Origin of the sequence: Phaeodactylibacter luteus (genome assembly GCF_007993045.1) — a bacterium.
Classification (GTDB): Bacteria; Bacteroidota; Bacteroidia; order Chitinophagales; family Saprospiraceae; genus Phaeodactylibacter; species Phaeodactylibacter luteus.
Window position 1 is genome coordinate 145,105 of the sequence record NZ_VOOR01000007.1, and the last position, 26,285, is coordinate 171,389.

Sequence of the window (26,285 nt, forward strand, 5' to 3'; positions counted from 1 at the left end):
AGAACTATAATCAAGGCGAAGGTTCGCGACTTTAGCCCGAGCTAAAGGAGCGGTTCTTTAACGAAGAGTAGGCGGAAAAGAACGAAACTTGGGGTGGCAAGGATTTATGGCTTGAGGCACTAGAGCCCGAAAAGCATAAACGCCTGCAGTATTTTGATTTACGCCCAACCAAACCCTTAGGCTGTACAGCGGAAAGCGGCCCTGGCTTTCCGCTGTGGCTTAGGAGCGCTTAGCAATGTTAGATTAACATAGCGCCTCTTAATTTTCTTCCCGCACCTCAAAAGTCATGGCGTGGTCGAAGTCGCGGAAATCGACCGGGCTGACCCCGGAAACGCCCTGCTCCGCCATATACACCCCATAGATGGTGTCCACAGCAGCCATGGTCAGCTTATTGTGGGTGACGATGATGAACTGGGAGTCTTTAGAGAACTTCTTGATGATCTTGTTGAACTTCTCGATATTGGCATCATCAAGCGGGGCATCCACTTCATCGAAGATGCAGAACGGGGCTGGCTTCAGCAGGTAAAGGGCAAAGAGCAGGGCGGTAGCCGTCAGGGTCTTCTCCCCACCTGAAAGCTGGGAGATGGTCTGAGGGCGTTTGCCTTTGGGCTTGGCCACAATCTCAATTTTCGACTCCAGCGGGTTATCCGGGTCCAAGAGCACCAGGTCGCAGGTATCTTCGATGGTGAACAGGCTCCTGAACACATCTATGAAGTACAGCCTGGCTTTATCGAAGGATTCTAGGAACTGCTGGGTAGCCGTCTCCTCTATCTCTTTGATCGTAGCTTCGAGGTCATCCTTAGCCTGAAGGATATCGTCCCGCTGCTGGGTGATGTTTTCCGACCGGGCTTTCATCTCATCGTAAGCCTCTACCGCCATCGGGTTGACCTCACCGTAATTTTCCAACCGGCCGCGCAGGCGTTCGGTCTTCAGCTGCAGCTCTTCTTTTTCGATGCCCAGCTTGGGCTCCAGCTGCAATATTTCATTGATATCGATGTTGAACTCGATGCGCATCCGCTGGGCTACAGCGCTCACTTTGTATTTGACATCATTGACTTTGTCCTTGAGGGTATTCACCAAGATCTGGGCGTCTTGCCTTTTCTTGTTGAGCTGCCGCAGGCGGTCTTCCATTTCATTGATGCCGCCACGAGTTTTATAGTAAGCCTGTTCTGCCTGAGTGAGCCGCTCCTCCCTTTCTTTGCGCTGGCTATAGGCAGTGAGGAGTTTTTGCTCCAGCTCGTCTGCCTGGCCCTGCAGCTCTTGGATTTCCTGCTTTGAGGTTTTTTCCTTCTCCTTGTTGGCTTGAATACTGGCTCCGGCCTCATCCAGCTGCCTTTCGCGGAAACTCAGCTCTCGCTGCAGTGCAGAAACTTTGTTCTGCTGTTTGATGAAGCTGATGTTTTTTTCATTAAAAGCGGTAGCGGCTGCGCTAAGCTGCTCGGCCACATCCCGGTAAGACACATCGGTATCTGCAATCCGTGCTTTGACTTGGCTGAGCTCGAACCTTTTCAGGCGCAGCTGCCCGTCGATGTCCTCATTATCAGCCTGCAGCTCTTCCATTTGGCGGCCCTGTGCCTGCAGGCGTTCCTGCGCTTCTGCCAAGAATGACTCGAAATTATCAAGGCGGGCAGCGATGGCTGTTTTTTCCTGCAACACCTGATTGAGCATACGCTGCTCCTGCTGTATTTTCAGGCTGCCCTGCTGAGCTTTAAGCTGCTCAAGCTGCCCTTTGAGGCTATGGAAACGGTCAGAGAGCTTGTCGTCTTCTTTCTCCAGCTGCCTGATCTCTTCCTCCAGCACTTCGAGGTTTTTCTTGCGGCCTATTTTTTTCCCTTCGAACAAACCAATAGAGCCCCCAGAAATGCTATACTGCCGCTGTATGAACCGCCCGCTTTTCGCCAGCAGTATATACCCGGCTTCCGATACAGGCCCCTGTATCTCCTCGCTGTCGGTCACCAGTACCTGTTCCAGGAGGAAGGCGATGAGGTTGCGGTACTCCGGGTCCGTCTTTACCAGATCGGTGGCCCGCTGAGTGCCGGGCAGCATCACAACCGGCGGCACATAGCTGGCAAAAGCATCGAGGAGGAAGAAGTTGGCCTTGCCCTTCTGCGTTTTGTTCAGCAGCTGTATAGCGCGGTAAGCCGCCTCAAGGTCCGGTACGACGTAATAGTTCAGGTAAGGCTCCAGGAAATTTTCAATAGCCACCCGGTAAGCCTCCTCTACGTAGATAAGATCAGAAAGCAGAGGTGTCGCTTTGTCCCATTCTGGGGATTTGGTCGTGCTCAAGAATTTGATGGACTCTGGGAAGCCTTCCAGGCTTTCGACCATGCTCTGCGTAAGCTTGAACTCATTGCGGCGGGCATCGAGGGTACGCGACACCCTGACCCGCTGCTTGTTGAGCTGCTCTATCTGTTCCTCAGTTTTTTCTAGCTCGCTGAGCCGTTCTTCCTCGGCCTTCTCCAGCTCGCTCAACCCCAGCTGTAGCTCTTGTTCACGGGTTTCAAGCACACGGATTTTCTCTTGCAGGCCATTGACTTCCCCATTCCGGCGGTCGATCTCCTCTCGCCCCCTTGCCGCTTCGCGCTTCCCGCTCTCTATCTGATTGGTATTGATAGCTTTCTGCTTTTCCAGCTCAAAAACCTGACGGTCAAGCTTCTGCTGCTCCTCCACAACCTGATCGAGCCCGGCTTTTAGGGAGCCATGATCCTTGCGGATGCGGGCAAGGGCCTCCTCCGCCTCGTTCAGCTCTTCTTCCAAACGGGCTTCGATGCGCTTTTCCCCGTTCAAGTCTTCCCTGTACTGCCCAATGTCTTCGTTAAGCTGCCGGATGCGCGCTTCCGCTGCCTGTATGTCTTCTGCCAGTTTGCTCAGGTTGCTGTTGAGGAACTGCTGCTTCTGCTGCTGCATCCGCTTGTCGTTCTCCATGCCACGGATATTTCCCACGAGGCTGTTCAGTTCTCGCTGCCGGTTGGACAAAGCCTGCTCCTTGTCCAAGTTCGCTTTGCGCTCCTGTTCAAGCACCGCTTCGAGCTGATTGATGCCGACATCATGTTGCCGGTAGGCATCTTCTTCCTGCTCCAATTGTTTGCGGAGGCTGTTCTGCTGCTCCTTGAGGGAGCCGATGCTCAGCAAAGCCAGCTCAGTGCTGTACTCCTTGTACTGCGCTTTGATCTCAAAATACCGGCGCGCCCTCTTGGCCTGTTTTTCCAGTGACTTTAGGTTGTTCTGAATTTCGTGCAGCAGGTCTTCCACCCGGTCGAGGTCTTCGGTAGTGCTCTTCAGCTTATTGAGGGTCTCGCGTTTGCGGACTTTGTACTTAGAGATGCCAGCGGCCTGCTCAAACATCTTGCGGCGAGAATTGTCTTTGTCCGCCAGGATGTCGTCTACCATCCCCAGTGCGATAATGGCGTAAGAATTGGAGCCGATCCCAGTATCCAGGAAGAGAGACGTGATGTCCTTCAAACGGCAGGGCACCCCATTTAGGCGGTACTCCGAATCGCCGTTCCGGTACAGGATGCGGGTGATCGTCAGGGTGTGGTACTCCGTGGGCAGCAGGTTCTTGGTATTTTCAAAGGTCAGGGAGACCGAAGCGATCCCACCTGCTTTCCGGCGTTTGGTGCCATTGAAGATAACACTGCTCATGGTATCGAGGCGGAGCTCGCGGCTCTTCTGTTCCCCGAGCACCCAACGGATCGCATCAACAATATTTGACTTGCCAGAACCATTGGGGCCGACAATACCAATGACATCTTCCTCAAAGTTGATGACCGTTTCGTTAGCGAAACTTTTGAACCCCTTGATGTCTAGCTGTTTTAACCGCATATGTTGTGCTTGAAAGCTTGCCGGGCTGCGCTGCGGCCCGAAGTACGCCATAGCCCACAAAAATAGGATTTAGAAAGGGTTTGCCAACTTAGCGCCTGTCTAAAATTCTTTCTATTGCCACCCAAGTATTATAGAGCCTGTTTGCCCTTTTTGCTTAGGGCAATACCCCAAAACAGGCATAATCCATTGATTTGCAACTATCAACAATCAAGCAATGCCCCAACTGTAGGGCGCCTACAGGGCAGCGGGCTAGCGCTGCGGAGGGGTGGGAAGCCCGATAGGGCCGAGCGGACAGCGAGCCCCGCAGCATAGCGGCACCTGCCGTCAGGTAGGGGCAGCCCCCAAATTGGCAGCCTGATATTGATCCAGTTTTAAATTTTGTTACTGGGCAGGGCTCAGCCGGAAAAGGCACACCACATTTCAACGGCTGCCGGGCACCGGCCTGAACCCGCTGAAAAAGAAAGGCAGCCCGGAATACGAGCTGCCTCTTTAAATCAGAATCGATTTTTTTGTCGATTCCCCCTTGCGCCTTTCCGGGGCGGGAGCAGGTATGCGCTCCTCCCCTATTTATGTCATAACTGCAGTGCCGGAAGCTCCCTTAGCAGTGCTTGGTGATGGCTATTTTGATGGCCACGCCGGCGGAGCTGTATGTTGGGCTTCAGGTGCTTAAATATCAAGATGTCCTTGATCTGCACTTGTTTTTCTTTCGATGATGCTAAAGTCAGGAAAAGGGCAAGAGGGAGTGTTCGCTCACGTTGCAAAGGTGTTCGCAAATGTTGCAAGCGGGATCTCCAGCGGAGCAAAACACTGTAAAACAAGCAATTAGGTCTCACTGGGCGAATAACCGAATTTTTCTTTATACCGGGTAGCAAAATACTGAGGGCTGCCGAACCCCGTCCTAGCGCTAACTTCTGCCACGTTGAACTGGCCTTGCTGCAAGAGCTGATGAGCACGCTCGAGGCGGAAATCCCTGAGGTAGGCTGTAGCCGATTTCCCAGTCAGGGCTTTCAGTTTTCGGTGGAGCTGAGAGCGGCTCATGAACACCTCTGCTGCGAGGAGCTCAATGGTCAACTGTTCATTATCGATATGGCTTTCGATGGCCTGCTTCAGGCTGACGATAAATTCAGCCTCTGCTTCCGGGGGTTGATAGCTGTGCGGTTGGGTATTTGCAGGCTCGCCAGATAGCTGGAAGTAGGCCTGCATGTACTCCCGCTGACGGAGGAGGGCATTGACCTGGGCGGTGAGCTCTTCAATATGGAAGGGTTTGCCGATATAAGCTTCTGCACCATGGTTGAGCCCTTCAATGCGGCTGTCCAGCCCAGATTTTGCGGTCAGCATAACGACCGGTATATGAGAGGTGCGCTTGTCTTTTCGCAACAGCTGCACAAATTCAAACCCGTCCATACGGGGCATCATGACATCAGAGATGATGAGGTCGGGCGTATGCTCGGTAGCGAGCTGCAGCCCGGTCACTCCGTCGCGTGCAGCGAATACTTGAAAATCGGGCTGAAGGATACTGTGCAAGAAAGCCCTGACCTCCTCGTTGTCATCAACGATAAGGATACTGAGCTGCTCCCCATTGGAGCTGCCGACGTGGGGCGCTGTGTTTTCCGGGATCGAGAGGGGGCTGTCCTGGCTGTTTTGGCTGACCGGGATGGGCAGGGAGACCGTAAACTGCGAGCCGCCCCCGGCCATGCTCTCCACCCCAATGTGGCCGTTCATCAAAGTAGTGAGCTCTTTGCAGAGCGCCAGGCCTATGCCTGTACCTGGAGCTTGGGATGCCCCCTGGCTATCCGATCGGTAAAACCGCTCGAATATACGCTCCTGCTCCTCCTTAGGGATGCCGAGCCCGTTGTCTGTGACCCTAAACTGCAAAGGCAGAGGCTGACCGGGCATAAAATGGCTGCTCACCACCACCTGCCCTCCGGGCGGGGTGAATTTTAAAGCATTGGAGATCAGATTGGTCAGTATTTTTTCCACTTTATCATGGTCAAAGTAGACATGCTGTAGTGCAGGATCTGCGTCTGGCTGAAAAAGCAAGCCCAGCTCTTGCCCCTTTGCCCTGCTGCTGAACCCCTGCACGATATCTGCCATAAAATGAGAAAGATCCCCCTTTTCGTAGAGGACAGGCATGAGCTGGCCGTCCATGCGGTTGATGTCGAGCAGCTGGTTGACGAGCTTCAGCATCTTTTCCGCATTGCGGACGATCAGTTGGGCCCAAGTTTGCTGCTGAGGCTGTTTTTGGCGGGCCTGAAGCTGCCGGGCCGGCTCAAGGATCAGCGTCAGCGGTGTCCTGAACTCATGGGTGATGCTGGAAAAGAAGTTGCTTTTGATCCGGTCAAGCTCTGAGAGCCTTTCGGCTTCCCTTTGTTCGAACCGGAGCTGGTTCCTGAGCTTGGCCCTTCTGACTTGCACGGAGTAGGCCGTCCAAATAGCGGCAGCTGCGAGGAGGCAGTAAGCAGCCCAAGCCCAATGGGAAGCCCACCAGGGCGGGGTGATGGAAAAGGAGAGCGCAGCAGGCTTTGTACTCCACACCCCTTGGCTGTTCGCCCCCCAAACTTTGAAGGTATAATCGCCGGGAGAAAGGTTGGCGTAGGTCACTTCGTTGCGGTTTCCGGCTTCTACTAAGGAGGCATCGACCCCTTCCAATTGATAGCGGTAGCGGTTGTTGGCGGCAGCGGTAAAGTCAAGGGCTGCAAACTGGAAACTCAGGACGTTGTCGGAATGCCTCAGGGTAAACCGGCTGGCCGTTGGGATCCATGCTGGCAGGGCATCTTGCCTATGGACATGGTAGGGCTGGTTGTTGATGCTCAGGCCTGTAAATTGTATTTGCGGGCGGGCGCTTGAGTCTTTCAATTCCGAAGGGTGGAAGAAGTTGATACCATTGATGCCGCCAAAGTAGAGCGTGCCATCTGTTGCCCTGAAATAGGAAGTCGTATTGAATTCGTTGTCTTGCAGCCCATCTTGTGCGGTGTAATTCCGGAAACCTCCCGTTTGGGGCTGAAAATTAGACAGCCCCCGGTTGGTACTCAGCCACAGGTCGTCATTGGCACCAGCCAAAATCCCATAGATCACGTCATTGGGCAAGCCATCAAGCACGGTGTAGGACCGGAACTCCCCGGATGGGATGTCCAAGGCATTAAGCCCTCCGCCTTTGGTGCCGACCCAAAGCGTCTCGGGGGCGAACGGGGCTATGAGGAGGCTGTGGATGAAATTCTCGGATAAGCTATTGGGGGTATTGGCATCAAATTGATAGAGCCTCGGGCGGCTCAGCTTTCCGGCTACAGCCGAAAAGCCGATGAGGCCATACTGTGTGCCCAGCCAAAGCTGTTGATGGTGCTCGTCAAAAAAGATCGCTTGTATACCTACGATATTATTTATTTCCGGAAACCATTCAGACAGGTCGTAGTACTGAATGCCAGCATCCGGCTGCCGGGTTGACAAAGACATCAGCTGCCCGTCTCGGTTGCCCAGCCAAAGCCGCCCCTCCGAAGAGCACACCATTGGGCTCCTCGGTTCTGGAGTGCCCTCATAGGGAAACCTTTTGACGGTTCCGGTTTTAGGGTTGACGAAAGCCAGGCAAGCCCCTTTTTCTTCTATAGGGTAGTGCAGCCAATATTCGTCGAGGGCGGGGTTGAGCAGCCAGGTGGCCCGCCTGAGCCAATCAGGGAAGCCATCGGGGAAAGCTGCATTCCTGCTGGCTGGGCTGTAGCGGAGCATCTTTTGTGGAGACCAATACCACACCTGCCCTTCCAGGTCCTCGTAAATCTGCCGGATCGTCTGCCCTTCCAGGTGATGGTTGAAGCGGCCGGCAGTGGGGCTGTAGGGGAGCACTCCATAGCCGTTGGTCCCCAGCCAGATGATACCGCTGCGGTCCATGTATATCTGCGGGGTAAGGTAATTCCCTTTGGAGGGGGCCACCGAGGCAATTTCTGCCGAGCCGAGGCGTAGCCGGAACAAACCGCCAGAAGCCCCCCATACCTCCCCCTTTGGGGAACGGATGAGGCTTGGCGTGTACAAAGACCGGACCTCCTCTGGGACAACGTATACCTGCTTGACGTCCAGTTGGCTGTCTAGGTGGATGATCTCATCTGGGGTTGGCACCAGTACGCCCCCATCCGGCAATGACAGCAGCGTGCGGTATTGATTGGGCGGCTTAAGGGCGTGAGGCCCTAATGCAGGGGTCACTATCTCTGGCTGTAAGGTTTGTGGGTCAATACGGTACAATTGGGCATTACTAGCGGCCAGGAGGGAGCCATCCCCTAGAAAAGCTAAAGCGTTGATGACGGGAGGGGCTTGGCCCCCAAAATCGACGCTACGGGCGCGGACGTGCCCGCCCAGGCTGGCTGTGGACAAACGGCTTACCGATGTGAATGAAGCCGTGAGCCTGCAAAGCCCCATCCGTGTGCCGGCCCAGTAGGTAGAGTCATTTTGCTGTACAAAGCTGATGATCTCATTGGAAGGCAGGCCGGCGGCCGGGCTGCTGATGTGATGAAACTTGCCCGTGTAGGGGGAAAATATGCTGATGCCGTTGTTTTCGGTCCCCACCCAGATATTGTGGTGGGCATCTTCGTGCAGGGTATTGACGACATGGCCTGCGAGGGAGAAGGAGTCTTCTGGCGAGCTATTGTAGACCCTGAGGCGATAGCCATCAAAACGGTTGAGGCCGTCTTTGGTCCCTATCCAAAGGAAGCCTTTGGAGTCTTGAAGGATGGTATGCACCATGCCTTGCGATAATCCATCTTTTGTACCGATGAGGCCTTCATCCTGAGGCGGCTGGGCGTATAGGAGGCCAGATGTTGCCAGGGCGGCTATTATGAAGATTTCCGCTATGCGCATGAGTTTAGTGCATCGTTTGGGTACACAATCAAAGGGCAGTCGGGAGCGTTTGGGGCAGTTTAAAGGGAAGGCATTTCCTTATCATTTCGAAGTAAATATAACCGTTAACAGCTCGTTAACAAAAGTTCGGGCCTGATTAACGCTAGTGAATCTGCCATTCCCTACTTTTGTGCCTAGGCACGAGCGGAAAGGGGAAGGCTGATGGCTCATTTTGGCAGGCCTCCAAACCTTTTTTCATGTGCCGCGTTCCCAATATTAATTAAATCCAAAACTTAGCAAAGATGTTGAAGCAAATCAAAGTTGCCGCTATGGCGTTGTTGGCAGTAGGTTTCGCAGCCAGCTGCAATAACAGTGAAACTGCAAGCCAGGCCGAAGCCCGTGAGAGCCTGGAAAATAGCGTACAACCTGCAACCCCACAGCCCGCCGCCGCACAGGCTGCTGCACCTGCAGGCCCTACCACTACTATGGAGTTCGATGCCACGGAGTTTGACTTCGGTACGGTACAGGATGGAGAGAAAGTGTCACACACTTACACCTTCAAAAACACCGGCAGCGAGCCGCTTATCCTCAGCAATGCGAAAGGCAGCTGTGGCTGCACAGTGCCAAGCTGGCCACGTGAGCCTATCGCTCCGGGCGAAACAGGCGAGATCACAGTGGAGTTCAACTCTAAGAACAAGAAAGGCCGCCGCAACCAGAAAGTGACCATCACTGCCAATACCAACCCGCCGCAGTCATTTATCTACCTGAAAGGTGAGGTTATGGGCGATGCAACTGCTGCACCAGCAGTAACGCAGTAACCTGCTCCTGATCGCCTGTTTGCGGGCGTATTGAAAAGCAGTACACAAGCCCGGTTTCCAAAACACTGGAAACCGGGCTTTGTTATATCCGGACATATCCGGAATTAGTATCTTCGCGCCATGAAAGTTTCAGATTACCTGTCGCTGGTCAAATTCAGCCATACCATATTTGCCCTGCCGTTCGCTATGGTAGGCTTTTTCCTCGGCACGGTCGATTCTGGGGAGGGGCTCAGCCTAAAGCTGCTTGGCCTTGTCGTGCTGTGCATGGTTTTTGCCCGCAGTGCAGCAATGGGCTTCAACCGTTACCTAGACCGGGACATCGACCATAAAAACCCCCGCACGGCCAGCCGGGAGATCCCTGCCGGCGTCATATCGGCAAAAGCCGCCCTGCTGTTTGTTGTTTTGAACAGCCTGCTGTTCATTGGCACCACTTGGTTCATCAACGACTTGTGCTTCTACCTTTCCCCGGCTGCGCTGCTGGTCATATTGGGGTACAGCTACACCAAGCGCTTTACCTTCCTATGCCATTTCGTGCTGGGGCTGGGGCTGGGGCTTGCACCGGTCGGGGCTTACCTTTCGGTTACAGGCGCGTTCAGCCTGTTGCCTATACTGTATGGGCTTGCTGTGCTATTTTGGGTCTCTGGGTTTGATATCATTTATGCCTTACAGGATGATGATTTCGACCGGTCGTTATCTCTAAATTCAGTGCCGGTCAAAATGGGGCGCAGGCGTGCACTGAGCTTGTCCAATGCCCTCCACCTTGGCTCTGCGGCATTTATCCTTTATGCTGCTTGGCTGCTGGGGGGCAACGCGCCGGAAGTGTTTGGCGGGCTGCACTGGGGCGGTGCTGCTATCTTCCTGGTGTTGTTGTTTTATCAGCACACTTTGGTACGGCCTGAAGATTTGTCAAGGGTCAATTTAGCCTTCTTTACGACCAATGGCGTGGCAAGCTTGTTGTTTGGAGCCTTTTTCATCCTAGATGTGCTTGTTTAGCTGGCCCACCCGCTGTATCGAACCGAAAAGGCTTTCCGGTTTTGGAACCTTCTGCGGCAGGAGCCGCTGAGCGCCATAATGGCATTGGACTAGCGATGCGCAGGGGTGGCAAGCCCGGCAGGGCCGAGCGGACAGCGAGCCCCGGAGCGTAGCGCCCCCCGCTCTTCAGGCGGGGGTAGGCCCCAAAAACCAAATCGCTAATTTATGCCCGATGGGCTCTACAGGCCGATGGCTTTAGCGAAGGCTTCCACACCAAGTGCATTGAGGCATTGAGGGGCAGAGAGCCCGCCCTTCCGGGCGGCAAAGACCCCATAACGTATATCGTGTATGCCAGCGGTGCTGTGAGCATCAGGGTTGATGCACAAAGGCACGCCTTTTTCCAGCGCGTAAGGGGCCCAAGACCAGTCTAGGTCTAGCCGGTAAGGGTTGGCATTGATCTCAATGGCCACCCCATTGGCAGCACAGGCATCGATGACTTTGGCATGGTCGATAGGATAGCCTTTGCGGGAAAGCAGCAGGCGGCCGGTCGGGTGCCCCAGTATGGTCGTGTAGGGGTTTTCGATGGCGGTGATGAGGCGGGCAGTAGCCTTGTCCTCATCCATACGGAGGTTGCTGTGGACGGAGGCGATGATAAAATCGAAGGCCTTGAGCAAGTCTTCCTCATAATCCAGGCTGCCATCGTTGAGGATGTCGCTTTCGATGCCTTTAAAAATCCGGAAGGGCGCCAGCTCCTTATTCAGTGCATCGGCCTCCTCCATTTGCTGCAGGACCCGTTCTGGCTGAAGGCCATTGGCATAAAAAGCGGACTTGGAGTGGTCGGTAAGGCCGAGGTACTCGTAGCCCTGCGCTTTGGCATAGCGGGCCATCTCTTCCAGGGTATTGGCGCCGTCGCTGTAAGTGGTATGGGCATGCACCACCCCCTTTATGTCGGCCTCCGTGATGAGCGCTGGCAGCTGCCCGGTGCGGGCGAGGCTTGCTGCCCAAGACTGTTCCCTCAGCTCTGGGGCAACAAAGGGGACCGAGAGCGACTGGAATATTGCCTCCTCATTGTCAAAAGCCTCGGTTGGGGCAGGCAGGGCGCTGGCAAAATCATCAGTTGCCGTGAGCTGGTACAGGGCGCTGCCAAAAGCCTCCGCAGCACAGGTGTAAACATAGGCGGGGACACCCTGGGCGGTTTTGCCTGCCCACTTCCCCTCCCCTACCTGCTCTAGGGGGGCTAGCCACAAGCTGGAAGCGATGACGCCTTCGGGAAGCGCAGCACTTCCAAAAAGGATTTCGATATGGCTGACCACTACAGCTTTGCGGCGGATGGCCCCACAGAGGCTGGCCTTCACCTGAGGGTATTGGCTTTGCAAGGCATCCAAAAGCTGGCTGGCTTCTGTTTCCACTGCAGCGTAGTGATAGCGGTTTTTGGATTTCTGGTAGTACTCTAGTTTTTGGCGCAGCTCTTCCTGCGTTTTTTTGCCGAACCCTTTCAGCTCGACAAGCCGGTTTTCGTTTACGGCATAAAGCAGCTCACCGATGGACTCCACCTGTAGGCCCTGCCAGACCGCCATGATTTTTTTGGGGCCAAAGCCTTTGATGTTGAGCATTTCCTGAATGCCCTCGGGCGTTTTGGAGCGGTATTTCTCCAGCGTGCTCATCTGCCCAGAAGCCAAAAGCTCCTGGATTTTGGCGCTGATGGCTTTGCCAACCCCTTTGATCTGCCCAATTTCTTCAGGCGCCATGCTGCTGAGCGGGCCTTCGTAAGATCTGAGCGTACGGTAAGCGCTTTGATAGGACCGGATTTTAAATGGGTTCTCCCCGTGCAGTTCCATCAGCTGTCCTAGCTGACGGAACTGCTGGGCAATCTCTTTATTGGTCATTGCGCGGCTGCTTTTAAAAGGTCACTTCTTTCTCCAGGGTCTTTTCGCCCCGCTTGATGAGCACGATGGCCTTGTCGCCAGCGCTAAAACTGGACAACCCCTCCATATAGCCGTAGATATCTTTTACGTCCATATCTCCGATTTTGAGTATGATGTCCCCTTTTTCGAGGCCAGCCTTGTCTGCGGTACGCCCCTGCATGACGCCATCGATGCGCATGCCTGTGCCTTGGTAGACGTAATCCGGCATGACCCCGAGGGTGACTTTGTAGGCAGCAGGCCTGCGGCTCTCCTGCTCGTCTTGGGTTTTGGCAAAAACTAAACGGCCTTGCCCATCTAAGCTTTTGATAAGCGCCAGGATGTAATCTGTGGTAAGGAGCAGCCCCCGGTAATTGACCAGCTCGGAATCGTCTTCCGGTTTATGATAATCCTCATGCTGCCCGGTAAAGAAGTGGAGGACAGGGATGTCTTCGAGATAAAAAGAAGTGTGATCGCTAGGGCCAATGCCTGATTCAGACTGCACAGCAGAGATGCCGCCTATACTGAGCCTGTCGAGCGCAGTTTTCCAGGCAGGAGAAGTGCCCACCCCGTTTACAGAAAGGACTTTTTCTTCGTTGAGCCGGCCTACCATATCCAAGTTGAGCATGTAGTTGACCTCTGCGAGGTTGATGGTAGGGTTTTGGACATAATACTTAGAGCCGAAGAGCCCCATTTCTTCTCCGGAAAAAGCGATGAAGAGGTAGTTATTTTGGGGGGCGGCCCCTTCTACCAGCAGCTCTGCCAAGCGTAGGATGCCGGCCACGCCGCTAGCGTTGTCATCTGCCCCGTTGTGGATAGCGGGGCTGCCCGTATGCCTTGAGCCCATAATGCCGTGCCCAAGATGATCGTAGTGGGCGCCAATAACGACAGTATGCTCGGCCCCATTGTCCAGGTAGCCGATTACATTTCGGGCAGTGCGCTCTTCGGTCTCCTTAGCATGCGGGTGCGCTTTGTACTGCACCTCAAAGTCTTGGAACCACTCGCCTGCGTAGCCTTTGGGGGAAAGCCCAAGCTCTTCAAAACGGTATGCGATATAATCGGCAGCCTGCCGCTCCCCTTTCTTGCCCGTCTCCCGGCCTTGCAGCAGGTCAGATGCCAGGTAGACAACGTCCACCTGCAGTTTCATGAGCGCCTCTGACTGCCCTTGTGCTACGGCCGTGCCTGCCAGGAAAGGCAATATGAGAATCCATGCCTTCATCTTCATGGTCTTGTGTTTTGTTGTTTTGGAAACTATACAAATAACTGTTCAATATCTATTTCTTCCCCCCGGTCTATACGGCCCCGCTCATTGCGGCTTACCGATACACAAGAGGTCACGGGGTCGTGTTCAAAAAAGAGATAATGCCCTTTGTCTACGCCATCTTCAAGCATCCGCCCTTTTTCCCGCATGGTATCTAAGGGCCGCAGGTCGTAGCTCATGACGTAGGGCATGCCGATGTGGAAGGAAGAGGGGATGACATCCGCGCAGTAGACTAGGGTATGCCCGCCCTGTTCGAAAATGGGGACCATCATGGCTTCTGTATGGCCATATACGAAGCGCACCTTGATGCCTGGCATCCACTCTAAGTCGTCTTTCTGGACATCCAGAAATTTCAGCACCCCTGCTTCTTTGAGGGGCACAAAATTTTCCTGTAGGAAAGATGCTTTTTCTCTGGCATTGGGGTAATAGGCCCAGTTGTAGTGGGCCTCGTTCGACCAATAAACCGCATTGGGGAAAGTGGGGATGAGCTCCCCTTTTTCGTTGTAGCGCACCGCGCCGCCTACATGATCGAAGTGCAGGTGGGTCAGGAAAACATCCGTAATATCCTCTGGCGCTAGCCCTTCGGCCTTCAGGCTACTGAGGAGGGTCATATCCCCATGAGGATGGAAATGAGAGCGGAACTTATCCCCCTGCTTGTCCCCTATGCCCGTATCGACCAGGATCTTGCGGTCTCCATGCTCTACCAAGAGGCATCGCATAGCCCAGGTACAAAGGTTGTGCTCATCGGGCGGGTTCAGCCGCTGCCACATGGACTTGGGGACGACGCCGAACATGGCCCCTCCGTCGAGCTTAAAATAGCCTGTATCAATCAACTTGATCCTCATAAACCTTTGGGATATTTTAGAGCGTGTTGGGACTTGAGTAATCGGTCTGTCCCGCTAAGCTAGCGGGACACTTTTTTGCCTATACTTCGCCCCGAAAATCCTCATTTCGCTTTGGAACGATAAATTAGGCAGAAAAACCGATGCTGGGCTTATCGCCCTTGAGCCCTTCGCGCAAGGCCGCCATGCGGATGGCCGTCACTGCGGCTTCCACCCCTTTGTTGCCATGCTTGCCGCCTGCCCGGTCCAAAGCCTGTTCTTCGTTGTTGGGGGTGAGCACACCAAAGATGAAAGGCTTGCCGTATACCATGCTCAAGTTGGTCAGCCCATTAGCGACTGCATAGTTGATGTACTCGTTGTGTGTTGTCTCGCCTTTGATGACACAGCCCAGGCAAATGACCGCATCGAGTTTATGCTTTTCGGCCAGCATTTTAGCGCCCGCTGTGAGCTCGAACGCACCGGGCACCTGCAGGGTGTGGATTTGGCTATCCGGCACCCCATGTTTGGCTAAGGTGTCAAAGCAGCCTTCATACAAAGCATGAGTAATGTGGGCGTTCCAATCGGCAACGACAATGCCGAATGAAAATCCAGCAGCATCTTTAAGGCTGCGCTCATCGTAATCTGAAAGGTTCTTTAGGGCACTTGCCATAGTCATTGTTTTTTGAAGAGGCCTAAAAATAAGAAAGGTAAAGCTCCCCGTAGAGAACCTTACCTTTCTGCCCGTAGTTCAACACAGGAACGTAAAAAACGTTACCCTTTAGATACCCGGACGATGTACTTATCGATATCGCGGCCGATCGGAGAAGCCGGATAATCGGCTTTGATGCGCTCGTACGCGGATTTCGCCTCGGCCAGGTTGCCGTTGCGCTCGTGGAGCATGCCCATTTTCTTAAGGTAATAAGGAGTGAGGACGCTGTTGTCTCCTGCATTGACCGCCTTTTTGTAGGCGCTCATTGCGGCATCGTAATTGCCCAGCTCAGACTCAGCATCGCCGATCGCACCATGCTTCATGATGGGCGTGATCTCCCCTTCCGGGCTAAACCCTTTGAGGTAATCCAATGCAGCTTCGTACTTGCCCAAGTGCAGGTAAGAAACGCCAGCGTAGTACTTGGCTGTATTTGCAGCAGGTGTGCCGCTGTATTCGTCAATTATATCGAGGAAGCCCGAAAAACCACCGCCTGGGTTGGTCAGCGCCAGAGCGAAGGAGTCTTGCTCAAAGCGCTGCTGTGCGCGGTACATCTGAGCCACTGCTTCTTGCTGCTTAGGCGCTTTGTAGAAGTTCTTGTAGGCCAGGAAGCCGCCAACAAGCACCACTAATGCGACCAAACCACCGAAGATGTAAGTTTGGTTAGCGTCCATAAAGCTTTGCGCCTGATCGCGCACCTCGACGATGTCCACCAGTGTTTCGTCTGACTGCTTCTGATTCCGTTTTCTTCTTGACATGATATGGTTACTGTTTTGAAAAGCTGGGCAAAAATAATGTAAAGTTTGATAGGCGCAAATTTTAGCCCCTGTTAAAACCCGAAGAGTTGTTTAAGCAGCAATAGCCTTGATGCATCGCAGGCCGTTGCAGGGTTGAGGGCCGCTCATTTCCGCGCTGCCCTGAACCGGCGCATCAAATCTAACAAATGGGGCAGCCCCGTGTGGAGCTGCCCCATTATCGAGCCTATAGTACAAGCAGTTTAGTCCTTGATGAAAGGATAATCTGCCTGTACGTAATTTTCTTCCCACAGCGCGGACGCATCGGGGAACTCAGATTCCTCGGCGAATTTCACCGCCTCTTTGATCTCCTCCTTGATTTTATTTTCGATTTCCTTCAGCTCTTCGGCTGTGGCGATTTTATGGTCAAGAATAGTCTGTTCCGTAATTTTGATGGGGTCGCGGTCCTTGTACTGCTGCACCTCCTCCTTGGTCCGGTACTTAGCCGGGTCAGATACAGAGTGCCCTTTATAGCGGTAGGTGCGGATCTCCAGATAGTACGGGCCGTTGCCGGCACGGATATGCTCAGCCGCACGCGAGACCGCCTCGTGTACTGCTTCCGGGCTCATGCCATCTACTACTTCACTTGGCATATCGTACGCCAAGCCCATTTTGTAGAGCTCCGTCACATTGCTTGTGCGTTCTACGCTAGTGCCCATGGCGTAGCCGTTGTTCTCTACGATATAGAGCACTGGGATTTTCCATGCCATGGCCATGTTAAAAGATTCGTGCAAGGCCCCCTGACGGGCAGCGCCATCTCCGAACATGGTCACGCAGAGGTTGTCCGTGCCCTTGTACTTTTCCGCGAAAGCGATACCGGTGCCGATAGGGATCTGAGCCCCTACGATGCCGTTGCCCCCGAAGTAGCGGTGTTCGGCAGAAAAGAAGTGCATAGATCCGCCCTTGCCTTTTACGATACCGGTCTTTTTCCCGTAGAGCTCGGCCATGCAAGCGTTGGTATCACAACCGCGCCCTAGGGCGGTGCCGTGCTGCCGATAAGCGGTAACGATGGCATCTTCTTTACGGATAGCCGACTCCATCCCGGCTGCTACGGCTTCCTGCCCAATATAAACGTGGCAGAAGCCCCGGATTTTCTGCTGCCCGTACATCATGAGCGCCCGTTCCTCAAACTTGCGGATGCGGAACATCAGTTCATACCATTCGAGGTACTGCTCTTTGCTGTACGCAGGCTTTTTAGAACGGCTTTTGGTTGTTTTTTTCTTTTCTGTTGCTGTATCCATACCTGATTCCATGGTTATATTTCAAAATTGCTGGCTGACACCGGGCGTAAAGGGCAAACCGCCCCTGTCCCGCTTTTCAGCTTAGTGGTTCAACAACTCAGACACCACCTTGTTTTCGATAGGCAGGAGCGGTTTGCCGCTGTACGGAGTTGGAATAGGCAAATATACCGCCCCAATAGGGTTTTGCCAATTTTCCAGACAACTTATGACCTTCTAGATGAGGCAACCCTTGTGAAACCTCAAAAAGCTAAGCGATTGATGACCGACAAAGCAACGCATCTGGCCTTCACGGTAGCACGGATCGAACGGCCTATGCCCGATACGGCCCATATTTTCTTAAAGCCCGAAACACCTGGGCTGGCTTACAAAGCAGGACAGTTCCTCACCCTGCTGCTCCACGATAGCAATGGCGCCCCCATCCGGCGCTCCTATTCCCTAGCCGGCGCTCCTGCAGCGGGCGGCCCCATTTCCATTTGCCTCAAGCGGAAGCCCAATGGCTCTGCCTCCAGCTTCCTGACCCAACAACTGAAGCCCGGCGACCGGCTCACTGCGCTCCCCCCTGCCGGCAGCTTCACCCTGCCTCATAGCAGTACAGGGCCTTACCTCTTCCTCGCCGCTGGCACGGGGATTGTGCCGGTCTGGTCTATGATAAAAGAGCTCTTGCTTACGCAGCCCGAGGCCAAAGCGAGCCTGTTGTATGCCAATTCGGGACCGGCTTCCATCCTTTTCGGGAAAGAGATTGCCCGCTGGCAAGCCCGCTATGCTCAGCGGTTCAAGGTGCTGCACCTCTTGAGCCAAGCGGCGGAGGCCAAAAGCAAAACCGGGGTAAGGGCCGGGCGCCTGAGCAATGCAATGGCTGAAGAATGGGCTTTGGCTGAGGCGGGCCCAGCTTTGCAGCAGGCACACGCTTTCCTTTGCGGCCCCACCGGGTTTATGCTGAAAGCCGAGATGGCCCTCAAGTTCATAGGCGTGAAAGCAGGCCGTTTTCATAAAGAAGACTTCATCATCCACACGCCCTTCCGGCCAAATGCAGCTACTCTTCCTGATGCCAACGCTACCCTGAAGGCCAAAGGCGCCCGGCCCTTTCCTTTCAAAGTCGAAGCTGGGCAAACCCTGTTGGAAGCCGGGCTGAAAGCAGGTGCCGACCTCCCCTACTCCTGCCGCAGCGGCAGCTGCACCACCTGCGCTGCACAGCTGCTGAAAGGGGAGGTGGACATGTACACCCACGACACGAAAACCAACAGCACGGCCACCCGTGGCCACATTTTCACCTGCGTAGCTTACCCGCTCACGCCGGAGGTCGAATTCAGGTAAGGGCGGCACCCGGCACAAAAATGCCCCTCCCGCGCCCGATTTGAAGTTGTTTTTGTACTTTCATCCCGATGAACTGTAAAAGTTGCCAGGCCACATTGCCCGAAGGGGCCCGTTTCTGCCCACAGTGCGGCGCCCCACAGCCTCAGCTGCAAGGCCCGGTTGAGCCTTTGTTGGATTTGAGCGGCGATCTGCCTGAACAGCTGAACGGGCTTTTCATGAGCACCTTGAAGCGCAAGCTGATAGAAGAACAGCCGGGCACCGCCTTTGAAGATTACGCGGAGCTGCTCTACAGCAGCGGTTTCAGAGACCGCCTGGCGCAAAAGTATGCCCACCTGTCGGAAAGCCTGCGACTACTGCAAGACAGCGGCACCCCTGCCCAAAGGCTCAACCATAAAATTGAACGGGAAATGGACGAGCTCACTGATCAGTTCGTCATTCATTTTGCCCGTGCCTTGAATACCATCGACTTACCCGAGGCGATACTCCGCTATCAGGGGCCCCGCAGCCGCACTGCGCTGCCTGTGGGGCAAGCCATCTTCGATTACCTTCACTTTAGCGATCAGCCAAAGGAGACCGTCTACACCGATTTCATCCAAATGCCCAAAACCAAGCTCCGGAATGCGGGGAAATCCTATCTCAAAACGGCATCGAGAGCAGAGCGGGTATTGTTCATTTGCGATCAAAGCCTGCTAGGCTCCTGCAAGGAAGGGTTCGCTATGACCGAGCAGGGGCTGTACTGGAAAGCCCAACTGCAGCCTCCTGCGCACGCCCACTTTGCTGCTGCCCCTACTGTGGCCCGGGAAAAAGACTGGCTGCTGATCGACGGCCATTTTTTCAATGCCAACCCCACCCTCAACATCCGGCTGATGAAACTGCTCCGCAAACTGAGCACGTGGCTCTCTACAGGCGCTTAGCGGCCTGAACGGACAGGTGAAATACGCCCAGAAAACGTAAAACCAATAAAAAATGGGGCCACAGCACTCCTGTGGCATGCCAAAAGGTTGGAACCGTTCCTTAAAATTGCAAAAAGCCCGGCTCCCCTGTAGCATTTCCGCCGGGCAGATACGCCCAAAAAGGCCGGGCGTAGACCAAAATGCCGCAGACGTTTGTGCTTTCCGGGTTTTAGCCTGGCATTGGCCTAGCGCTGCGCAGGGGTGAAAGCCCGACAGGGCCGAGCGGACAGTGAGCCCCGTAGCATAGCGGCACCTGCCCTCAGGCAGGGGCAGGCTCCAAAAAAACGACAATCAGGTTTGCGCCCAAAAGGCCTGCCAAAATACTGAGCGACTATGCCCAACCCTGCTTTCTCCTCCCCCACCCCAAATGCAGCTAAAATTGCTGTTGCCGACTTAGACGGGGTGCTGCGCGGCAAATACGTCAGCGCAGAAAAATATGCCCAAATACTGGAAAAAGGCTTCGGCTTCTGCAATGTAATTTTCGGCTGGGACATGACAGACCTTTGCTACGACAATGCCCAAGTCAGCGGATGGCATACCGGCTACCCTGATGCCCTGGCCTGGCCAGATACGAGCACCCAAAGGGCCATCCCTTGGGAAAGCCAGCTGCCCCTGGTACTGGCCGACTTCAGCAAAGATGAAAGCGGTGCGGCCAGCGTTTGCCCAAGATCCCTATTGAAACGGGTGGTGGGCAAAGCTGCTGAGATGGGCTACGAGGCCTACTTCGGTGCAGAGTACGAATGGTTCAGTTTCCGGGAGACCCCGGCCTCGGTGCACGAAAAGGGGTTTCAGCAGCTAACGCCCCTCTCCCCTGGCATGTTCGGGTATTCTATGCTCCGTTCCAGTCAGCACGCCAGTTATACAGATGCCCTCCTACAGCAGCTGCCCGCTTTCGGCATCCCGTTGGAGGGCTTGCATACCGAGACGGGCACCGGCGTTTACGAAGCAGCCATTGCCCATAGCGGGGCGTTGGAAGCAGCCGACCGGGCGGTGCTCTTCAAGCAGGGCGTAAAGGAAATCGCTCATCGGCAGGGCCTCCTTGCCTCCTTCATGGCCAAGTGGGACAGCGGCATGCCAGGCTGCAGCGGGCACCTCCATCAGTCCTTGAAGCATACAGGCACCGAGCAGCCTGTCTTTGCCGGACCGGGCCGGCCCAATGGCTTCAGCCGGGCTTTTGAGCACTACCTCGCCGGCCAGATGGCCCTGCTGCCCATTCTGCTGCCCCTGCTCGCGCCCACCGTAAACAGCTACAAACGCCTGGTCGAAGGCTCCTGGGCCCCGGTGAACATGAGCTGGGGCATAGACAACCGGACCGTAGCGCTGCGGGCTATCCCAGGGGCGCAGCCCAGGGTGGAAGTGCGGCTCGGGGGCGCTGACGCCAACCCCTACCTCGCCATAGCCGCCTGCCTCGCGGCCGGGCTCTACGGTATCGAAAACCAGCTCGAACTAGAACAGCCGCCGGTGAGCGGAGATGCATACCAGATAAAAGGGCTGCCCGCACTGCCCAGAAACCTGGGAGATGCTACCGCCCGGCTGAAAGCCGCCCCCCTGGCTGGAGAATGGCTTGGGGAAGCTTTTATCAGCCACTTCGTACGCACACGGGAGTGGGAATGGGCACAGTACAGCCAGGCCGTGACCAATTGGGAGCTCAAAAGGTACTTTGAAATTATTTAGCCGATGGATTTCATCAATATCATCCGGAATGCGTGGGCAGCCTACGACCCCAGCCGGCCTATCGACCGGGTCTCAGACATCAGCGCCATGGTCTCCACCAATCATGTCTTTAAAATACGCTTGGCCGATAAGCAGAATATCATAGCCAAGCTCTCCTACTTCGGCGCCTTTGAGCATTTTGTGGAAGACCACACCATCATCAATGCGCTGTCCAACAACTTGCCAGTACGGTATGAAAACTTCCTCTCCAGGGCATTGATGAAGGGGCACCGCCTATTTGTGCACCGCCATAAGACCGACGAACTCGACGTGTGGGTGGTTTTCTACCGGCCTATCCGCATCCGAAACCGCATGCCCAGGCGATTGTCCGGAGAGCACATCGACCAGCTCGCCGTGGAGTTTGCCAAATTCCATAAAAGCTGCCACCTCATCCGGCACACCCTGCCGTTGTCCTCCAAAAACATGACGACAGACATCAACGAGCTCGCCCGCAAGGCTAGCCAATATGGCCCTTACCGAGACGAGATCCTGCGGCAGTGCGATACTTTTTTGTACAACACCTACAGCATCAACGCCAATGGTTTTGACATCATACCTGTGTTTGTAGACTGGAACATCGGCAACTTTTCCGTCACTGCCACGGGGCGCTTTTTTTCCCGCTGGGACTATGACTGGTTCCGCATGAGCTCGCGCGTGGCAGATTTTTACTTTATCAGCCGGGTCGTTTCCCATGCAGGGGACCAAAGCGCTTTCACCTACAACGCCAGCACCCTGATGGAACCGCGCTTCCTGCGCTTTTTAAAGAAATACCACGAAGTGCACCCTCTAAGTTTTGAGGAGGTGCTGTTCATCAAAGAAGCCTACCGCTTTTTTCTTCTCAACTATGTCATCAAAGAAGGGCACAACTTCTTCCTCCAATCTTTTGCCACCCAACTGCAGCGGGATGCTTTTGAAGCCCACCTGCCCACCATCGACCAGGCCGTTCAGGCAGAACAGCTGGCGCGGGCGCTGCATCTGTCCTAACTCAACTGATCTCCTATGGAAAGGAACGCCTCTTTTTTCACTATTGCACGATCTTTCAAAGCCATTTTCCTCGACTCCTACGGGGTCGTCAAAAACCACCGCGGCCTCATCCCCGGCGTACAAGGCACCATCAACTACCTCAGGGACAGCGGCAAGACCCTGCGCATCCTCACCAATGATGCTTCCAGGAGCCCGGAGCAACAGGCTGCCCGTTTTGAGCACCAAGGGCTCAAAGGCTTACAGCCTGAAGAGATCATCACCAGCGGCATGATGGCACATATGTACCTGGTGCACAAAGCCAAATCGGGCCGTGTAGCCTACCTCGGCACTCCGGATGCTGCCGCCTATATCCTGCGGGCCGACTGCCCATCGGTGCCCGTCAGCGATATCGACCTTGATGATATCGATGATATCTCCGCCATGGTCTTTTTGGACGATGAAGGCTTCGATTGGAACCAAGACATCAACAAAACGGTCAACCTCCTGCGCAAGCGCAACATACCAGCCATCGTAGCCAACTCCGACAAGCTCTACCCGGTGGCCCAAAACGATGTCTCCATAGCTACAGGCGGCATCGCCAGGCTCGTGGAAAGCATCCTCAACCGCAATTTCATCCATTTCGGAAAGCCAGACTCCCAAATGTTCAGCTATGCCTTTGACCACATCAACCAATACGGCCAGTTTGGAAAAAGTGACATTCTCATGGTTGGGGATACCCTGCATACCGATATATTGGGCGGCAATAAATTTGGGGTGGCTACGGCCCTCGTCTTCACGGGCAACACCAGCCCCGATACGGTAGACCTGGACATCAGCGCCTCGGGCATCATCCCCGACTACATCTGCCCTTCCATTGTACACTAAAAGCGGCTGACAGCAGCCAATTTTAAAGGCCAGAGGAAAAAACAAATTGCCGATTCCAGAGTTTTGCATCCAAAGCCCAAACAATATGCCAAAACACCGGAAAAAGGGAGACCTGCCAGAGAAAGACTGCCTGCACTGCGGCCGGCCCTTCACCTGGCGCAAAAAGTGGGAACGGTCTTGGGAAGAAGTACGCTACTGCAGCGAGCGCTGCAAGCGCGAGGCCAAGAAAACCGACAAATCGGAATCAAAAGACATTTTAAAGTAAACCATCATGCCGGGACAATCCAACACGCCAGCCAATCACAAAACTGAAGAAGGGTACAATGAGTACCAGTCTTTTGCCTTCCACCCTTACAATGTACTGCTCATCCTATCGCTTTTCGGCATCACCGCTATGTTCCTCGCTTTCACGGCCGCCTTTGTATACACCAGGGTCCAAAGCGACCTCCCCCCCTTGCGCCTGCCCAATATCTTCATCTTCAACACCCTCATCCTCCTGGGCAGCAGCGCTACTATGATCTGGGCCAAGCGCAGCTATCAGGCCGATCAGACACAAAATTATCAGCGTGCGCTCATGGCGACCATGGGCATCTCCTTTCTGTTCATGGTTTTGCAGGGCGTAGGCTGGTATCAACTGTTCAGCAATCAAATATACATCCACAGCGACAACTCTGCAGGCTACCTCTATGTCATCTCCGCCCTCCACTTTGCCCACGTCATCGCCGGGCTGCCCTTCCTGGGGCTTTTCCTATGGACCGCGCGCAAGCGGATGAAAGAGCCGGTCAGTGTACTGGTCTATTTCTCAGACCCTGAAAAAAGGCTGAAGCTGCGCCTGCTCACCATCTATTGGCACTTCCTGGATGGGCTATGGATTTACCTCGTGATTTTCTTTTACCTCAACTACCTCTTCCGGTAGGCTGGCGCCCCATCCAAAAGTTTGCTGCCAGGCTGAGTCCGACCAAGATGGCTGTTTTTTGGGGCCACCCCCGCCAAAAGGCGGGGGCCGCTACGCTCCGGGGCTCGCTATCCGCTCGGCCCTGCCGGGCTTTCACCCCTGCGCATCGCTTGTCCTGGGCAAAGCTTGGCCGCCTATTGCCTGCCCCCAGCATAGCTGCTGCAGGCTAGCGCCCGGGGCTGGCAGATAGCCTGCTGAACGACAAGATCCCCGGAAGAAGGCATCGCCCCTTGCAAACCAAATCCCGCTTCGTACGCTTTCTTTCCAAAACAACTTGCTCAACCTTCAGTCGAAAACCCAACCGCCATGCATTTCCCATTATTACAAGACCTGCTCCTCTTCATGGGTTGCTCGGCCATCGTTGTCTACGCGCTACAGCGCATCCGGCTGCCTTCTATACTGGGCTTTCTAATGACTGGCATCTTGATCGGCCCACATGGGCTCGGGCTGGTGAGCGAATCCGAGCAGATCGAGCTCATCTCGGAGATTGGAGTCATCCTGCTGCTTTTCGTCATCGGCATGGAGCTGTCCATCAAGCACCTGGCCTCCATCAAAAACTCCGTATTCATAGGCGGCACCCTGCAGGTAGGGCTGACGGTGATCGTAGCAGGGATGGTGTATTACCTCTTGGGCAACAGCTGGGAGGCGTCTCTTTTTGTAGGCTTTTTGTTTTCGCTCTCGAGCACCGCCATCGTGCTAAAGGTACTGCAGGACCGCAACGAAATATCCGCCCCTCAGGGCCGGAATGCATTGGCTATCCTCATTTTCCAAGACATCATCGTAGTGCCGATGATGCTGTTCACGCCTATTATCGCCGGGCAGTCCGGAGATATCACAAGCAGCATATTGGCCCTCCTGCTCAAGACGGCTGTGGTGGTGGCCATCACGATCATAAGTGCCCGCTACCTAGTGCCCCTGCTCATGCGCAGCATAGCCAAAACCGGCAGCAAGGAGCTCTTTCTCATCACCACCATCACCATCTGTTTTGCAGTCGCTTTCCTAACTGCCGAAGCAGGGCTCTCCCTGGCACTGGGCGCATTCCTAGCCGGTTTGATCATTTCAGAATCCGAGTACAGCCATCAGGCCACGAGCGTCATCCTGCCTTTCCGGGAGCTGTTCACGAGCTTCTTTTTCATCTCGGTCGGCATGCTGCTGGACTTGCAGTTCTTTTGGGCCAACATCAGCATCGTAATGCTGATCGTCTTCATCGTCTTTGTAGTCAAGTCGCTGATTGCCTCCCTCGCAACGGCTGTACTAAGATACCCTCCGCGCACCTTCCTGCTCACCGGGCTTGCCCTGTTCCAAGTTGGCGAATTTGCCTTTATCCTATCCAAAGTCGGCATACAATACGGCCTGCTCAGTGCTTCTGCCAATCAGTACTTTTTGGCGGTATCCATCGTTTCCATGCTGCTGACGCCCTTCGTCATCATTTTCTCTGAGCGCATCGCCTTTGGCGTGCTGAAGTTCCGCCCTTTGAAAGCATGGGATGAAAAATTGCTCGCTTCGCAGGAAACTGAGCATACCGTTGCTACAGATCAGCTCCACAACCACCTGGTGATCATTGGTTACGGCATCAATGGGAGGAACCTGGCGAGAGCCGCCGCTTTCAGCAATATACCTTACGTGGCCGTGGAGCTCAATGCAGAGACCGTCAAAACCGAACAGAAAAAGGGCGTGCCCATCCTTTTTGGGGATGCCGCAAAAGACCCTGTGCTAGAAGCGGCCAACATCTCCAAAGCCAGAGTGGTAGTCATCGCGATTTCCGACCCTGAGGGCACCAAGGTGATCCTCCAAAACATCCGGACCATCAGCCAGTCCGTCCACCTCATCGTCAGGACGCGCTTCGTCAATGAGATACCCGAGCTTATTGCCCATGGTGCTGATGACGTTATCCCTGAGGAATTCGAGACCTCGATCGAGATCTTCTCCCGGGCCCTCCGCTACTTCCTCATCCCCGAAGACGACATCGAGCACTTTGCGGAGATCACCCGCTCAGACAACTACAGCCTTTTCCAAAATAAAAAGAGCATCCCCCGCACTTTCCGCCCCAGCAAATACCCAGAGTTTGATATTACCTGCCTGAAGGTCAAAACAGACAGCCGCCGCATTGTAGGGAAAACCCTGAGCGAGCTAGATGTGAGGAACCAATTTGGCATCAACATCCTTGGGCTGTCCCGAAAAGACCAACTCCTAACCTATACCGGGCCAGATGAGGCCATCCTGCAGCGGGATATCCTGTACGTTACGGGCCCGCAGGAAAGCATAGATCGGTTTAGGAAGGCAATTGAGTAAGTAAGAGCATTGCAGCGAAATATGGTGCACTCCTGACATCGGCATCAGCAACAACC

At 54.5% G+C, this 26,285-nt stretch carries 18 protein-coding genes; 10 read left to right on the forward strand and 8 right to left on the reverse strand.

The annotated features are described in order from the left end of the window. Positions 1 to 258: 258 nt before the first annotated feature. Both smc and FRY97_RS05150 read right to left on the reverse strand, forming a co-directional pair. Positions 259 to 3,822 carry a chromosome segregation protein SMC gene (gene smc, locus FRY97_RS05145; RefSeq protein ID WP_147166362.1) on the reverse strand — a complete coding sequence of 1,188 codons (3,564 nt, stop codon included), beginning with the start codon at positions 3,820 to 3,822 and terminating at the stop codon, positions 259 to 261. Positions 3,823 to 4,644: 822 nt separating this feature from the next. Next, entirely contained in the window at positions 4,645 to 8,661 is a 4,017-nt protein-coding gene (locus FRY97_RS05150; RefSeq protein ID WP_147166363.1) for a hybrid sensor histidine kinase/response regulator transcription factor, read from the reverse strand. 281 nt (positions 8,662 to 8,942) lie between these two features. On the opposite strand from FRY97_RS05150, the gene FRY97_RS05155 reads away from it, so the two are divergent. Further along, positions 8,943 to 9,458 carry a DUF1573 domain-containing protein gene (locus tag FRY97_RS05155; protein ID WP_147166364.1) on the forward strand — a complete coding sequence of 172 codons (516 nt, stop codon included), beginning with the start codon at positions 8,943 to 8,945 and terminating at the stop codon, positions 9,456 to 9,458. 120 nt (positions 9,459 to 9,578) lie between these two features. After that, the gene (locus FRY97_RS05160; RefSeq protein ID WP_147166365.1) at positions 9,579 to 10,451 is read left to right on the forward strand and encodes a UbiA-like polyprenyltransferase; all 873 of its coding nucleotides are present in this window, start codon (positions 9,579 to 9,581) and stop codon (positions 10,449 to 10,451) included. A gap of 218 nt (positions 10,452 to 10,669) precedes the next feature. Here FRY97_RS05160 and FRY97_RS05165 read toward each other — a convergent pair whose 3' ends face one another. From FRY97_RS05165 to pdhA, 6 genes are all read right to left on the reverse strand, one after another. Then, on the reverse strand, positions 10,670 to 12,316 hold the full coding sequence (locus tag FRY97_RS05165) for a DNA polymerase/3'-5' exonuclease PolX (protein ID WP_147166366.1): 1,647 nt from the start codon (positions 12,314 to 12,316) through the stop codon (positions 10,670 to 10,672). Between the two features lie 13 nt (positions 12,317 to 12,329). Then, positions 12,330 to 13,556 carry a M28 family peptidase gene (locus FRY97_RS05170; RefSeq protein ID WP_211356814.1) on the reverse strand — a complete coding sequence of 409 codons (1,227 nt, stop codon included), beginning with the start codon at positions 13,554 to 13,556 and terminating at the stop codon, positions 12,330 to 12,332. A 26-nt stretch (positions 13,557 to 13,582) separates the two neighbouring features. Beyond that, positions 13,583 to 14,437 carry an MBL fold metallo-hydrolase gene (locus FRY97_RS05175; protein ID WP_147166367.1) on the reverse strand — a complete coding sequence of 285 codons (855 nt, stop codon included), beginning with the start codon at positions 14,435 to 14,437 and terminating at the stop codon, positions 13,583 to 13,585. 124 nt (positions 14,438 to 14,561) lie between these two features. Further along, a complete protein-coding gene (ribH, locus tag FRY97_RS05180; protein ID WP_147166368.1) occupies positions 14,562 to 15,083 on the reverse strand; it encodes a 6,7-dimethyl-8-ribityllumazine synthase in 522 nt (173 codons plus the stop codon). A 101-nt stretch (positions 15,084 to 15,184) separates the two neighbouring features. Continuing rightward, positions 15,185 to 15,877, reverse strand: coding sequence for a tetratricopeptide repeat protein (locus tag FRY97_RS05185; RefSeq protein ID WP_147166369.1), 693 nt, complete (start codon positions 15,875 to 15,877; stop codon positions 15,185 to 15,187). 239 nt (positions 15,878 to 16,116) lie between these two features. Beyond that, entirely contained in the window at positions 16,117 to 17,154 is a 1,038-nt protein-coding gene (pdhA, locus tag FRY97_RS05190; protein WP_147166370.1) for a pyruvate dehydrogenase (acetyl-transferring) E1 component subunit alpha, read from the reverse strand. A gap of 258 nt (positions 17,155 to 17,412) precedes the next feature. On the opposite strand from pdhA, the gene FRY97_RS05195 reads away from it, so the two are divergent. The 8 genes from FRY97_RS05195 to FRY97_RS05225 all read left to right on the forward strand — a co-directional run bounded on the left by FRY97_RS05195 (position 17,413) and on the right by FRY97_RS05225 (position 26,229). Beyond that, positions 17,413 to 18,468 carry a ferredoxin--NADP reductase gene (locus FRY97_RS05195; RefSeq protein WP_246141569.1) on the forward strand — a complete coding sequence of 352 codons (1,056 nt, stop codon included), beginning with the start codon at positions 17,413 to 17,415 and terminating at the stop codon, positions 18,466 to 18,468. 68 nt (positions 18,469 to 18,536) lie between these two features. Continuing rightward, complete coding sequence (locus tag FRY97_RS05200; RefSeq protein ID WP_147166372.1) at positions 18,537 to 19,382, forward strand: zinc ribbon domain-containing protein; 846 nt, start codon at positions 18,537 to 18,539, stop codon at positions 19,380 to 19,382. Between the two features lie 372 nt (positions 19,383 to 19,754). Then, positions 19,755 to 21,095: a glutamine synthetase family protein gene (locus tag FRY97_RS22930; RefSeq protein WP_211356815.1), complete on the forward strand. Its 1,341-nt coding sequence runs from the start codon at positions 19,755 to 19,757 to the stop codon at positions 21,093 to 21,095. A 3-nt stretch (positions 21,096 to 21,098) separates the two neighbouring features. Next, complete coding sequence (locus tag FRY97_RS22935; protein ID WP_211356816.1) at positions 21,099 to 22,118, forward strand: hypothetical protein; 1,020 nt, start codon at positions 21,099 to 21,101, stop codon at positions 22,116 to 22,118. A 15-nt stretch (positions 22,119 to 22,133) separates the two neighbouring features. Continuing rightward, entirely contained in the window at positions 22,134 to 22,982 is an 849-nt protein-coding gene (locus FRY97_RS05210) for an HAD-IIA family hydrolase (protein ID WP_147166373.1), read from the forward strand. Between the two features lie 85 nt (positions 22,983 to 23,067). Then, positions 23,068 to 23,247, forward strand: a complete 180-nt coding sequence (locus tag FRY97_RS05215) for a DUF2256 domain-containing protein (RefSeq protein WP_147166374.1) — start codon at positions 23,068 to 23,070, stop codon at positions 23,245 to 23,247. A gap of 6 nt (positions 23,248 to 23,253) precedes the next feature. Beyond that, positions 23,254 to 23,898 carry a cytochrome c oxidase subunit 3 gene (locus FRY97_RS05220; RefSeq protein ID WP_147166375.1) on the forward strand — a complete coding sequence of 215 codons (645 nt, stop codon included), beginning with the start codon at positions 23,254 to 23,256 and terminating at the stop codon, positions 23,896 to 23,898. 345 nt (positions 23,899 to 24,243) lie between these two features. Then, positions 24,244 to 26,229 carry a monovalent cation:proton antiporter family protein gene (locus FRY97_RS05225; RefSeq protein ID WP_147166376.1) on the forward strand — a complete coding sequence of 662 codons (1,986 nt, stop codon included), beginning with the start codon at positions 24,244 to 24,246 and terminating at the stop codon, positions 26,227 to 26,229. Positions 26,230 to 26,285: the final 56 nt, after the last annotated feature.